Consider the following 12,242-nt stretch of genomic DNA (forward strand, 5'->3'; position numbering starts at 1 on the left):
CTAACATTTTGTTATAGACAAAGCGAACACAACCAAAGGTTTTATGCATCAACAAAGCCTGTTCCTCCGTTGGACTACGGCCTTCACACGCTTGAAGAGGGAGACTTCTGTCGGAAGTTCGTTAAAATTGGATCTTGGCAGTTAATGGCTGCTCTCACATAATTAACGTAATTAATAAACATGCCTCTTCTTATGATGTACAACTGATGATGGAGGGTTTAATGAGCGTTATTGGAGTTCCTATTACTTTAAAATGACAAAACAATAATTAAACTAGTTTACGGATTTCTGCTATATTGTCGGCATATGTATTATTTCCAGGAAGCTTTTTCACGTGATTCCATGCTGCTATGGCATCTTTTCGTTTTTTTCCATGATTCGTTTTATCTGCGAAAAAATCACGAGTAAATTGATTGTACTCAAACTGTGGTGCAATTTCTTTTTGATAGGATGGATCTTTTTTGCGCTCTTCTTCCTTCAACCATTCATCCACCACATCCCGGTAAGTTTTGCCAGCATTTTGTTTAAAGTAATTCTGAATATGTGTGGAGAAATGAAAATTTGGTATAACGGACTTAAAAAATGCGCGGACTTGCTGACTGCAGCGGTGATTTTCCGTAATAACAGTGTCAAGACTTAGCGGGGTGCTTGTTGCAGTTTTTATGACTTTCGTCTTTCTTGCTGGCTTTTTTATCTCACCTGTTTCTAGAAATGTTGCTACTCTGTCACTGATTTCTAACTTCGAACCTGCAGCACTTATGCCATGTTCCCGGCAAAACTGCTGTAATTCCTCTTTCAGCCAGTAGTATTCCTGAAATTCACTTACTGCTATGTTTCTAGATAATAGTGGTCTCATTTTATATACCTCTCATTTTAAGAACGTTTGTTCGTTTATAATTTCAGTATATATGATCTTTTATTTTTTTACAATAATATTTATAAATTTTCTGCAAATTCCAGTTAGAAAGCGTCCAGCAGTTCACCAAGAAACTTTCCTATGATCCGTAAAAACCAAAATAACATACGGAAAGGGAAAATCAGTAACTCAGGTACCCACAATAAAACATCGACAATAACATCCCATGCTGTATAATCATCTTTATGTTTTTTACTTTTACGAGATTTCAGTTTTCTTCTTATCTTCCAATTCTCTTTCATATCGCGAAATCCTTTCTCTATGAAATCTGTCATAATAAGATTACGAATCATTTATCCAATATGTTTCAGAGAATTTTAAGAAGCCTGACTGTAAATCAGGCTTGCTGTTGATCATATTCCTCTCCATAATGCTTTCTCGCTTTTACTTCATGGACTAAACGGATAGCAGGTTTAATAAGGAACTGAATACTGGCAATAACAAATAATGTGATTCCGTATATTTTCAGTGATTCAAAATAAAACAGAATGCTCCCAAGGAGAAACCAAAAACCTATCGTTATGTCATTGGCAGTATACAAAATGTTGTAGATATTTTTATAAAAACGATTATGCTGTTTCATACGGTCATTTACATAATCTTCACGTGATTGCTCGTTTACATTGTTCTTCTTCTGCTCTGACATAAACAACCTCCTCTAGTTGAGTATACTTACCGTATATCACTATAAGGAAAAAATAAACATTTGGAGGTTATGGTTGCACATAGTCCCCTTGTACTGGATTGAATCCATTGGCAAAACGAATTCTTATCGATTTAGCAGTAAGGTGATTAGGCCCGTTCATTACTTGAAAATGAATGTGGGGTTCTGAGGAATTACCAGAATTACCGCATTCGCCAATAAGATTGCCTTGTTTAACTATATCTCCTTCTTTAACTACAATTGAGCCTTGTTTAAGGTGTGCGACTAAACTGTATTCACTCCCGGCATGCTCGATAATCACACAATTTCCTTCCGGCTGATTTTCATCCATTTCGCCAATTGGATTATCCCTTTTGCCATCCATCACCTTCACTACTTTACCAGCTGCAGGTGCTGTTACAACTTTTCCATATGCAAAATAATTTTCTACATTCCCTGGTTCATTTTTGTATGTCTGTCCATTTTCATGCATGACTAAATCATAAGCATATCGTTGGGAATCATACACATAGTGATAATTGACGAACTGGTTGGTACCGCCCCAGAAAACGAACCATTCATCTCTGATCGGCATGATATATTCATTACTGGAAAACTGTTCATCTGTCTCCGGATATGTCACAAATGGCGCTAGCTGAAGTGAATGAATCGTGTGATTTGTATCAAAGGAAACACTTACTGCTTTTTCTCTGTTACTGTCAAGCCATACGTACTGTATGAGATATGCGTCTAACTTCGTCTTCATTTCCAGGTGATATGCGGCCACATCCCGATTAAATGCCCGCGCCTGGGTGATAAATTCGTCTTGTGAAACCATTTTCTTAAACGGTTCTCTCGTTTGTTTATACATTTGTCTAAAATGATTCTGATTAAATTGCTCTCCGAAATTTTCTGGTGTTACTGCAGGTTCATCAGTTGATTCGGCCCCGGCTTCTTTGCTGTCACCTATTAATTGATAGGAAATGAAACCAAACAGTAGAAGGCCAGTGAAAAGTAAAATGCCGCCAATTGTTATATTAGATGCTATGTATCCATCCATCATTTGCTGGTATCCGGTTGAATCCATTACTCCGCCAGCATCTCTCAAGTATTTATCAGCTGAACTTCTGGCATTTTCCACACTGTTAAAAAGTGTCACAAGTCCAATTACCGCTAAGATTACGGTGAATATCAGATAACTAACTTTATATGTTTTCATCTTTTCCCCCTAGAATTGTTTATCATTATCTTACCATAAAATGGTGATAATTACCTACATGTATTCCTTGTGAATGAGCAATACTAATATTAAAGTTGTGAAGCGGAAGGAGTGTGAAAAATGACTGGAAGACAAAACTTTTTTCTCTGTTTTAATGTATTTCTAACAATAGTTTTGCTTATTTTAACCATAATCCATGATCGAAAAGTGACTGGTGGCAGCCTTAAGTTGAACAATCCCCTTCGATAACTGTTATAATATTGGTAAAAAGTTTGGAGGGATTGTCATGTATTCGTCTATAAAATTAAAAAAATCGGTAACAGACCGTTCACTTCATGGGGTTTGCGGCGGTATTGCAGAATATATAGGAGTCTCTTCCTTTGTAGTCCGAGTACTTTTTCTTTTCATCCCAGGCTGCCTGCTTATCTATATTATTCTTGCTAACACGCTGCCAGATAGTCCGCGGACACTAAACTGAACTTGTTAATAGCCAAATAAGGAGGCTTCTTTGTATATGGAATTTGTCATTAATTTCGGTCCTGCAATCAAAAATTTCGCATCGTTCCTGTATAAGGAGGAGAACTTGTCGATTTCCTGATGCAAGTCTTTTCTAGAATAAAGATACTTTATATTTATTTTTGTAACTTCAGAGATTTCTTCCAACCCTTTTCTAAAAATAAAACTGTAATCACTATCCATATATAGCAGGTGATAATTCTACATGTTTTATTCCTCCTCTAAAATATCTTTCAGTAATATCGTTTGTCCATTCCAGAACTTCTCATAAAAGGATAGCCAGTCTTACACTTCTTGCAATGGAGCTGGATTGAGGCGATACCTGGTTACTCTCCCTTATTTACGATTTAATACTGCTTTTTAAAGTATCTCTAAATGTTGGGAAACAACGGTACAATCCATTTGAAAATGTGTGGTTAATTGATATAATGGCAGCTCATCTGCATTAGCTAACTAACTTATTCTTTTTCGACTTGTTGGATCAGCAATCGCTACATATATCACGCTCCTGATTTGTGTTGTTCAAGCACTTCTCTCCTTAATTTCCAATTTGTGTAAGGTCAAATGTTTTGACTAATTGTCGAAATTTAATATAACTGAATCATTCAAATAGTAAAAATATGGTACAATATAGACTTAAATGATTTTTTGGGAGGGGTTCTGTTGTTAATTCGAAATTCAGCCAAAGCAATTATCCAGAGGGAAAACAGATTATTACTTACAAAAAATAAAGATGAGGATGGTTACTTTTATCTTTTTCCTGGCGGCGGGCAAGAGCATGGGGAAACATTACACAAAACATTGATTAGAGAATGTATCGAAGAAACCGGCTACAAGGTAATTGTTGGAGATCTTGTTCATATTCGGGAATACATTGGTAAAAATCATGAACATCAAGCATTTGATCGTGACATTCATCAAATAGAGTTTTATTTCACTTGCCTATTACAGAAAGAAATTGATCGTTTATTTGATCTCTCCAATCCAGATCAAAACCAAGTTGGAATCGAATGGATCCCAATTGATCAATTGCCGCAATACCGAATCTATCCGAAAAAGCTTGTCCCGATTATTATGAAAACGTGTAATAAGAATATGATTTATTTGGGTGATATTAATTAAGAAATTTTACTTCTCAATAAGAAAGGTATTTTTATGGATTTTATAACAAATAATTTACTATTCATTGCATTGTTTATATTAATTATTCATTCAATCGAGACACTTGCCTATGCGGTAAGGCTATCTGGGGCAAGAGTGAAATTAATCGCATCAGCTCTCTCACTTTTTAACGTTATGGTGATGGTTTCCAGAATAGCGAACATGATGCAGCAGCCATTTACAGGAAAATTGATTGACAGAGCACCTGTACATAATACATTGGAATTCGTGGAAGCACAATTTAGGTTTATTATAGGTGCTTCGACAGTCGGTTCCATCATTGGCATCCTCCTTCTGCCGACATTTGTCGCTGTATTTTCTAGGGCAATCGTACATTTAACAGAAGAGCGCGGATCTGTTCCGTCATTACTAAGAAGGATTTTTTCATTTTACTATATAAAAAGGGGAGTAACGCATTTTAGCTTACCGAAATTCTCCTATTTAAAAAACACAAAAATTAGTGATATACCGATTCGCTTATTCTTAATAAATATTGTCATTACAGCAATCTATACAATTGGTGTATTGTCAGCATTGTACTCTGCCTTGTTATCACCTGACAGCGGCTACACATCTGCAATGGCTTCAGGGCTTATTAACGGAATTGCTACAATCCTTCTCGTTATTTTTATTGATCCGAAAATATCTGTAATGGCAGATGATGTGGTGAATCAAAGGGGAGATTACCAGCAATTAAAAAACATCTCGATCATGATGGTAGCATCTCGTTTATTAGGGACATTACTTGCCCAATTATTATTTATTCCAGGTGCCCATTATATAGGATGGTTCTCAAAATTCATTTTAAATCTTTGAACATATTTTCCGGTTTTAGAAGTCCCATCAATAGTAAAAGATAGAGTAAAAACTGGATGAATAGCAAAGATTGGAGTTCACGACGAGATCTCTGCTCTGTTTCACTTACATTTCGTCATGATAAAGGTTTCACGTCGAAATCTTCCACCTGCTATTCCTAGATTTCGTCCTGATCCGGGTTTCACGTCGAAATCTCTCACCTGCTCTTCCTAGATTTCGTTCTGATCCGGGTTTCACGTCAAAATCTCCATACTGTTCTACCCAGATTTCGTTCTGATCCGGACTTCACGTCGAAATCTCCACCTTTCTCTTCCTTGGTTTCGTTCTGATCCGGGCTTCACGTCACCATCTTCCACCTTTCTCTTCCTAGATTTCGTCCTGATCTGCTCTAACCCAAGAAAATCACTTCTCCTGATTTCTGCATCCTCTTACAGATCAAAAAGGCGCTCAATTGAATGAGCACCTTTTTTTTTCAATGAAACACAATGATTTATATTTCCAGTTTAATTTTTATACTCTGCATTATATTCTTCGATAACTTGCTCACCGCCTTCTTTTTTCCATTTTTCAATTTCCTGCTCGAAACCAGCTTCATCAAGGTCACCAAGCATATAGTTGATTGTAGCATCATCAATAATCTGCTGAAGTGTTCCGCCTTTTTCACCATATGTTGCTGAATCAAGTGGTGCGGTCGGATCGTTTATCAGAATATTGTTATTATCAAGTATCTGTTCATATTGCTTTGCATATAGTTCATTTTTCGGGTATGGCTGATACGCATCAACAGTTGTCTCATCCCCAATCACAAGGCCAAGCACTGGACGTACTTCATGCTGGGACAGTTCAGCTGCTGATTCGATTCCCTTCGCTTTCCCGTCAACTACTTCATAATGGGTGCCTTCGATTCCATATGTCAGCAGGTTGTAATTTTCCGGTTTCATTAATTCATTGAAAAATGCCAATACTTTCCGTAAGTCTTCTTCCGTTTCATTTGATGCTTTCGGGAACAATACTACCGCTCCATATCCGGAATTTGACCAGTTACCCGGTCCATTATCTGGTCCTGATATGCGGTTCTGTACATCTAATTCAGCATCAGGATTATTTTTCTGCAATTGATCCTGGAAGCTGCCTGCACTACATATACAGCTTACGAGCGCTCCAGCTTTTCCTGTAATCAGCATGTCGTTCTGGTCACTTTGGCTCGTTGCAGGAAAATCCAGATTAACATAGCCTTTATCTCTTAAGTCTTTGAAAAAATTCATTGTATCCATATAGCCGTCAAACATGAATTCCGGTTGTAATTTCCCATCTTTTTCTCCCCAGTTATTAGGTGTACCGAAATAGGAGCTTGTGAACTTAAACCCGCCATACACAAGATCAGATGCTGCAGCAACACCAATTGTATCATCTTGTCCATTTCCGTCCGGATCATCTTCTGTAAACGCTCTGAACATTTCATATAATTCGTCTGTATTTGTTGGTGCCTCCATCCCTAAGTTTTCTGCCCAGTCTTTTCGGTAAATTAGACCCCATCTTGAAGCAGGACGACCTGAATACAGGGAGTACAGCTTGCCATTCACTCTTGTGTTGTTTAACACATCAGGGTTCAGATTGCTTAAGTGTTCATAATCCTCTAGGTATGGTTCGATATCCCAATATTGTTCCTCGTTAATAGAATCTTTCATTTTCTTAAAAGAATCCTGATTTTTCACAAACATTGCTTGTGGTACTGCCCCTGTAGCAATTACTGCATTCATTTTTTCATCATATACTTCGTCCATTACCCAAGTAATATTCAATTCAGTTCCTGTTGATTCTTCCAGTTTTTCCAGAATCGGATTATCCTCTGCAGGTGCCTGGGCAGATGTTAAATTTGCCATAATGGTAATCTCCTCAGAACCCCCAGCATTTGAACTGCTTGAACATGCGATACATAGTAAAAACAATAGACTAAACAGACCAACTAATATTATTTTCTTTTTCCCCATTGGAATCCCTCCATTGATAGAATGACGCTTTTGACACCCAGCTCAATTATTGTTGATTAAATTAATGATTGCTATGGTAGTTTATACAGTCAGGAAGCGCTTACAAATAGATTTTAACACATGTTTGTCATTAATCCATTAGCTGTCATTGTTATAAAAGTATACGAAGATTGCTGTATTTTATTGGTACACAAAAAAACCGATTCGTCTGTTTCTAGTGAATCGGCGTTATTAAGTTAATTTGTGATCCCCATGCATAGAACTTTTTCATAGCAAACTTGACGACAATTAACTGTGAATTAAAATTTCCACTCGGAATGCAGAACCAAAATTTCCTGCCGCAAAGATGCTTTTTTTATCATAAAGAAGGCTTTGCCCAGATCATGTAGACAATGTCTGACCAGTATCTCTCCACACGTTCAATCTGGATGTTTGCTGCATTAACTAATTCCAACATATCTCTATTCCAGTGACAGCCGGAAATTTTAGTAAGAATCGGATCAGCTGTTTTTTGGGTGAATGAGAGAAACCTGTTTGAACTTATACCATGTTCCAGTAACCGGATGGAGCCGTCCTTCCGGCACCACTCGTTAAATTTTGTTAAAACTCGAACAGGATCCTGATAGCTGCAAAGGGAAAGGGTAGATACAATATGGTCGAACGAATCCGGTTCAAATTCCAGTTCTTCTACATTTTTCAAAAGAAATTGTGTTTCAAGCTGATAGAGATCTGCTTCTTTTGTGGCACTCTTTATCATTTCCGGACTGAAATCGACTCCTGTGATATGAACATTGTTTTTGTTATAAAAGGCAAAATTCGCTCCGGCTCCTACACCTACTTCCAATACATTTCCCTTTATGTCTCTCAGTAATTCCCTTCGCCATTTGGCTAGTGTCGGGTTATTCCGGTTTTTTTCATAATTTCTAACCTGTTTATCATATTTTTTAATCAGCTTGTCTTTTTGCATCTGGTTCCCTCCATCATCGGTATGACAACTGCCCCGCAAGTTTTTTCATAAAATTCAAGCGGGCCAGCACCGCCAATAATGGCATATTCATATCCGATTTCTTTCATATCCCTTAAACAATGGTGCAAAAGTGAGGATCCAATTCCCTTAATACGGCAGTCTTCAGCCACGCCCATTGGTCCAAAGTATCCTTTTTTATTTTGATAAGTATCATAACAGGCAAAACCAATTATTTCGTCAGCATCATTGCAAGCAATGTAAATATTCTGCTTATTGGACAAAAAGGCCTGTTGAACCGTATGTAACCAGTTTGGAAAGTGGTTTTCGATAAAATCAGTCAGCAGGTTTTCGTCTTTTTTGCTTACTTTTTGAATGGTTTCTGTAGGTGTAACTGGGAAAGTATAGTCTTTGAGGTGTGTAATCATATCTCTTGAAGTTGTTCCAAGTGTTATAATCATTTGCTTATCTTCATCAGTGATAAGGTAATCAACTGTACCAGATTTAAGGAGTGCTTTTAATAAATGATCTTCATTAAGATAGATCTGGTTATAATGATTCATGTGAGTCTTTGCCACATCAAATATACGGGCAGCTTCCTCGGAAATCATACTGTTAAAATATCGGGATGGTGAATATGAAAAATTTTCAGTATTACTTACAACAGATTTCAGGACATTGAGGTCCAGCGATATTTTTAACCGGATTTCACCAAGTGCTCCCGTCTTTTCATTCAAGCATGCGTACAATAAATGGCCAGGAGTGACTACTTGACCAACATTGCTTAGTGCCAAATTGTCAGCTTCCTTGATAATCCTTTGCATTCTGTCTGTGAAACGGAGCATAACATTCCCCTCCCTTCTTTATCATAGTCAGCCGATCTGCATGTTCAAAAGATTACCAAAAAGAAAAATCAGTACAGGCAGGATGATGACTAAAAACAGTCCTGTGAACATTAGCTTTGCATATCTGGTTTGATTTTCTCCTATTCTTAATTCCCAAAGTCCTTGGGTGATGAGGTATAGACCGATCATAATCGAAACGACAGGTATTAGAATAACTAATATAATCATCGAATCCCTCCTTTATTTAATAATCCGCAGAATTGTATTTGCATTTCTCTGGAAATGATAGTCAGCCTTTCTTTCTTCTGTTATACAGCCTTTTTGCTGCAAATAATTAATCAATTCATCTAACTGTTCATACCTTTTTCCAGCTAAATCAACGAGCGGGAAAATCCGGATTTCTTCCTTTGTCACCCGCAGCAATTCATCCATTGTTTCTCTGTGAAAATCAAAATCCAGCCGATCAGAATACATAAAAAGAAAATGAGCAGACAGCAGAATATCAAACTCATCGTCAGTAAATGGCAGTACTGGCAACGTTACTGGAATGTACTTTTCAGGTGAATGCTCCATATGTTCCGCGCATGCTTTGAGTGCATTTACCCGATGTTGATTCAACCCATCTACATCGCCAAAATAATCCCAATCATAATTGCTTTTTGCTTTTTCCATATGATACATGACGTGTTCAATATCCAGGAATCCTTTCTCTTTCAATTGATCGACAGGATGATAATAGGCAATGTCACATGCCGTGATATCATGGCCATGTGCTGACCCGACCGCTGTAAAGGAACAGGCTCCGGCCGGACAATCGAGAATTTTCTTTCCAGATAAATTCGCTTGCTTCAATGCAAACATATCCATGTATTCTTCAAAGGTTCTGCCAATAAATACTACTCGTTCTAAGTCTAGTTTATTCGAAATGATAAGAACTCACCCTTTCCGCAAATTGAGTTTCCGAGATTACCTGAATACCGTTTCTTTTTAGCAAGGCTGTTGTTACACCATTGCCTGCAATTTTTTGCCCGGAAAATTCGCCATTATAAATTAGGGAACTTCCACAGGAGGGGCTGTTTTCTTTTAGCACAACTGTTGTCGCCTGTAATCTCTGTGCTTTTTCTAATGTATGCTCGGCACCTTTTATGTAAAGTTCTGTCACATCTCTACCAGACTTTTCTATCACTTTTGCTTTACCATCAAGGACGTCTTCTCCACTCCCGCCAAGGATTTCTGCAGGTTCGCGTGGGGTTGAAAATCCACCGGCTAATTCTGGACAGACGGTGACTGCTTTTCCTTCTTCTGTTAATTTTCTAATCGAATCATCAAGCTGATGGCTTCCGTCATAACGGACATTATGGCCCGCCAGACAGGCACTGACTAGGATCATCGGCTTAGCTCCTTTTCTATTTATCTATTATTCTCTTAAGATTTAATGTATGTGACAGCCTCTTTTACGCCGGATAATTCATTTTTTTCCAGCCAGCTTTCAACAATTTGATGGAAGACTTCAGGATTTGCAAGTGAAACGCCATGACCAATATGCTTCAGGACGATGCCAGTACAGTTTTTGTTAGCTGCTACTAAATCTTGTGCAGATTTTTTCATTATGGATTTTTCTTTTTGCCCAACCGTTATCAGCATTCTGGTCTCTACCTGATGAAAGTTATCCGGAATTTTGAAAGCCATGTTTTCTTTCAGAACCCGAATTAATGTCTCACGACTGATTTGACAGCTTTCTTTATAATACTTTTCGAAGTTATTCTCCTTAATATATAGTGTTTTGGCTTGTAATTTGGCAAAACGTCTATTCTTTATTAAAGGAAATGTCCAACGAATCATTGGCTCCATCCACTTTATCAAAGTTGGATTCGGTCTAACTAAGGCACTGTTGATAATTGCCATATCAATTAAGTCAGGTTTCTCGCTGAGCATTTGAACGAGGACTTGGGCACCAAGCGAAAATCCCGTAACGATCACTTCTTTGTTCTGTGCCTTTTCTTCAATTAATGCAATTAACGATTTAGCACTTGATTCAATCGAGAAAATTACATCATTATTAGCTAAGCCATGCTCCGGCAGGTTTGGGATAATACAATGGTAATTGCTGAAATGTTCAATTTGTTGATCCCACATCCAGCCACTAACCCCGCCCCCATGGATAAATAAAAAAGCAGGCGCTGTTTTGTCTCCATATTCCCTGTACTGAATTCCCATTTGTCACCCCTCTTTTTTTAGCTGATTGAGTTCATTACAATTATACCATTTTATGTTAACATATGAATATTACAGAAAGAATGAGGTAAGCGGAATGAGAAAAAAGAATGTTATTTTCATTGGTATACTACTGCTTCTTTTGTTAGGTAGTGGGAAGATTTATTTTGATACTAACTTTTTTAAAGTAGAAACGATTACAGTTGAAACGGAAAAACTGGCAAAAGATCAGTCACTAACTATTTTACAAATTAGTGATGTTCATAATAAAGTTTTTGGCGAACAGAATGATGAATTGTTGGAAGAAGTCTTTGAATTGAACCCGGATATCATTGTGTTAACAGGAGATCTCATTGATCGTAATACAGATAATCTGGATGATATGTTTTATCTTGCTGATCTATTAGCTAACATGAATCCCCAAACTTTTTATGTATCAGGCAATCATGAATGGGATAACCCTTTAAGGGAGCAGTTTTTTGAAGGGTTAAGTGAGCGAGATGTCCAAATAATAGATAACGAGAACCAGGTGTTAGACGTTCACGGGAAAACGATTCAAATGGCAGGTGTTGCAGATCCATCGACAGAACATGATAAGCTTGATGAAGCGATCGACGGGTTAAGTGATCAGTATTTTACCGTCCTGTTGTCACATGCGCCTGACATGATCGAAACAAATTACCCTGACGAAATTGATTTAATTTTGAGCGGACATACTCATGGCGGTCAGATTCGTTTCCCGTTAATTGGTGCACTTGTTGCTCCAGATCAGGGATTTTTTCCGAAATATGATAAAGGATTATTTACTTTAAAAGATAACCAGCAATTGTATATTGACAGTGGGATTGGAACAAGTGCTGTGCCAGTACGGCTGTTTAATCAGAGCCAGATGACATTGATTAAGGTGGAAGGTACTGCGGATTAATGATGGTGAGCCTTGTAAAATTATTAAACCTG

15 protein-coding genes and 1 pseudogene are annotated in these 12,242 nt (G+C 37.6%); 4 read left to right on the forward strand and 12 right to left on the reverse strand.

The window, feature by feature from the left end; translation table 11 throughout:
- From BMW36_RS20680 to BMW36_RS19170, 5 genes and pseudogenes are all read right to left on the reverse strand, one after another.
- Nucleotides 1–73, reverse strand: a pseudogene (locus BMW36_RS20680) (helix-turn-helix domain-containing protein); the annotation flags it as partial.
- A 195-nt stretch (nt 74–268) separates the two neighbouring features.
- Entirely contained in the window at nt 269–856 is a 588-nt protein-coding gene (locus tag BMW36_RS19155; protein WP_089744142.1) for a DUF6434 domain-containing protein, read from the reverse strand.
- A 104-nt stretch (nt 857–960) separates the two neighbouring features.
- On the reverse strand, nt 961–1,158 hold the full coding sequence (locus BMW36_RS19160) for a hypothetical protein (RefSeq protein WP_089744143.1): 198 nt from the start codon (nt 1,156–1,158) through the stop codon (nt 961–963).
- A 95-nt stretch (nt 1,159–1,253) separates the two neighbouring features.
- Entirely contained in the window at nt 1,254–1,562 is a 309-nt protein-coding gene (locus tag BMW36_RS19165; RefSeq protein ID WP_089744145.1) for a YrhK family protein, read from the reverse strand.
- A gap of 67 nt (nt 1,563–1,629) precedes the next feature.
- Nucleotides 1,630–2,778 carry a M23 family metallopeptidase gene (locus tag BMW36_RS19170; protein ID WP_089744147.1) on the reverse strand — a complete coding sequence of 383 codons (1,149 nt, stop codon included), beginning with the start codon at nt 2,776–2,778 and terminating at the stop codon, nt 1,630–1,632.
- 286 nt (nt 2,779–3,064) lie between these two features.
- Between BMW36_RS19170 and BMW36_RS19175 the strand changes: the two genes are divergently transcribed.
- The 3 genes from BMW36_RS19175 (at nt 3,065) to BMW36_RS19195 (ending at nt 5,271) form a co-directional block, all read left to right on the forward strand.
- Complete coding sequence (locus tag BMW36_RS19175; RefSeq protein ID WP_089744149.1) at nt 3,065–3,256, forward strand: PspC domain-containing protein; 192 nt, start codon at nt 3,065–3,067, stop codon at nt 3,254–3,256.
- Nucleotides 3,257–3,957: 701 nt separating this feature from the next.
- Complete coding sequence (locus BMW36_RS19190; protein ID WP_425431961.1) at nt 3,958–4,416, forward strand: NUDIX domain-containing protein; 459 nt, start codon at nt 3,958–3,960, stop codon at nt 4,414–4,416.
- Between the two features lie 33 nt (nt 4,417–4,449).
- Nucleotides 4,450–5,271, forward strand: a complete 822-nt coding sequence (locus BMW36_RS19195; RefSeq protein ID WP_089744154.1) for a lipid II flippase Amj family protein — start codon at nt 4,450–4,452, stop codon at nt 5,269–5,271.
- A 503-nt stretch (nt 5,272–5,774) separates the two neighbouring features.
- Here the strand turns inward: BMW36_RS19195 and BMW36_RS19200 are convergent.
- The 7 genes from BMW36_RS19200 to BMW36_RS19230 all read right to left on the reverse strand — a co-directional run bounded on the left by BMW36_RS19200 (nt 5,775) and on the right by BMW36_RS19230 (nt 11,288).
- The gene (locus tag BMW36_RS19200; protein ID WP_089744156.1) at nt 5,775–7,262 is read right to left on the reverse strand and encodes an extracellular solute-binding protein; all 1,488 of its coding nucleotides are present in this window, start codon (nt 7,260–7,262) and stop codon (nt 5,775–5,777) included.
- Nucleotides 7,263–7,620: 358 nt separating this feature from the next.
- Nucleotides 7,621–8,229: a class I SAM-dependent methyltransferase gene (locus tag BMW36_RS19205; protein WP_089744158.1), complete on the reverse strand. Its 609-nt coding sequence runs from the start codon at nt 8,227–8,229 to the stop codon at nt 7,621–7,623.
- Nucleotides 8,211–9,071 (reverse strand): GNAT family N-acetyltransferase, encoded by an 861-nt coding sequence (locus BMW36_RS19210; RefSeq protein ID WP_089744159.1) that lies wholly within the window; start codon nt 9,069–9,071, stop codon nt 8,211–8,213. Before BMW36_RS19210 ends, BMW36_RS19205 begins: the two co-directional genes overlap by 19 nt.
- 27 nt (nt 9,072–9,098) lie before the next feature.
- Complete coding sequence (locus BMW36_RS19215) at nt 9,099–9,299, reverse strand: hypothetical protein (RefSeq protein WP_089744161.1); 201 nt, start codon at nt 9,297–9,299, stop codon at nt 9,099–9,101.
- Nucleotides 9,300–9,311: 12 nt separating this feature from the next.
- Entirely contained in the window at nt 9,312–9,938 is a 627-nt protein-coding gene (locus BMW36_RS19220; RefSeq protein ID WP_245711749.1) for a class I SAM-dependent methyltransferase, read from the reverse strand.
- A gap of 49 nt (nt 9,939–9,987) precedes the next feature.
- Nucleotides 9,988–10,461 (reverse strand): 2-thiouracil desulfurase family protein, encoded by a 474-nt coding sequence (locus BMW36_RS19225; RefSeq protein WP_089744165.1) that lies wholly within the window; start codon nt 10,459–10,461, stop codon nt 9,988–9,990.
- Nucleotides 10,462–10,496: 35 nt separating this feature from the next.
- Nucleotides 10,497–11,288 (reverse strand): alpha/beta fold hydrolase, encoded by a 792-nt coding sequence (locus BMW36_RS19230; protein WP_139180345.1) that lies wholly within the window; start codon nt 11,286–11,288, stop codon nt 10,497–10,499.
- Nucleotides 11,289–11,382: 94 nt separating this feature from the next.
- Between BMW36_RS19230 and BMW36_RS19235 the strand changes: the two genes are divergently transcribed.
- The gene (locus BMW36_RS19235; protein ID WP_089744167.1) at nt 11,383–12,210 is read left to right on the forward strand and encodes a metallophosphoesterase; all 828 of its coding nucleotides are present in this window, start codon (nt 11,383–11,385) and stop codon (nt 12,208–12,210) included.
- The last annotated feature ends 32 nt before the right edge of the window (nt 12,211–12,242 follow it).

The sequence above is a fragment of the Gracilibacillus ureilyticus genome (assembly GCF_900111195.1).
Taxonomy (GTDB): domain Bacteria; phylum Bacillota; class Bacilli; order Bacillales; family Amphibacillaceae; genus Gracilibacillus; species Gracilibacillus ureilyticus.

Bases quoted from the DNA above. Each gene is read 5' to 3' on its own strand.
- BMW36_RS19235 (WP_089744167.1), top strand. From the start codon at position 11,383: ATGAGAAAAAAGAATGTTATTTTCATTGGTATACTACTGCTTCTTTTG.
- BMW36_RS19200 (WP_089744156.1), bottom strand. From the start codon at position 7,262: ATGGGGAAAAAGAAAATAATATTAGTTGGTCTGTTTAGTCTATTGTTT.
- BMW36_RS19220 (WP_245711749.1), bottom strand. From the start codon at position 9,938: ATGGATATGTTTGCATTGAAGCAAGCGAATTTATCTGGAAAGAAAATT.
- BMW36_RS19160 (WP_089744143.1), bottom strand. From the start codon at position 1,158: ATGAAAGAGAATTGGAAGATAAGAAGAAAACTGAAATCTCGTAAAAGT.
- BMW36_RS19195 (WP_089744154.1), top strand. From the start codon at position 4,450: ATGGATTTTATAACAAATAATTTACTATTCATTGCATTGTTTATATTA.
- BMW36_RS19175 (WP_089744149.1), top strand. From the start codon at position 3,065: ATGTATTCGTCTATAAAATTAAAAAAATCGGTAACAGACCGTTCACTT.
- BMW36_RS19230 (WP_139180345.1), bottom strand. From the start codon at position 11,288: ATGGGAATTCAGTACAGGGAATATGGAGACAAAACAGCGCCTGCTTTT.
- BMW36_RS19165 (WP_089744145.1), bottom strand. From the start codon at position 1,562: ATGTCAGAGCAGAAGAAGAACAATGTAAACGAGCAATCACGTGAAGAT.
- BMW36_RS19225 (WP_089744165.1), bottom strand. From the start codon at position 10,461: ATGATCCTAGTCAGTGCCTGTCTGGCGGGCCATAATGTCCGTTATGAC.
- BMW36_RS19210 (WP_089744159.1), bottom strand. From the start codon at position 9,071: ATGCTCCGTTTCACAGACAGAATGCAAAGGATTATCAAGGAAGCTGAC.
- BMW36_RS19205 (WP_089744158.1), bottom strand. From the start codon at position 8,229: ATGCAAAAAGACAAGCTGATTAAAAAATATGATAAACAGGTTAGAAAT.
- BMW36_RS19215 (WP_089744161.1), bottom strand. From the start codon at position 9,299: ATGATTATATTAGTTATTCTAATACCTGTCGTTTCGATTATGATCGGT.
- BMW36_RS19170 (WP_089744147.1), bottom strand. From the start codon at position 2,778: ATGAAAACATATAAAGTTAGTTATCTGATATTCACCGTAATCTTAGCG.
- BMW36_RS19155 (WP_089744142.1), bottom strand. From the start codon at position 856: ATGAGACCACTATTATCTAGAAACATAGCAGTAAGTGAATTTCAGGAA.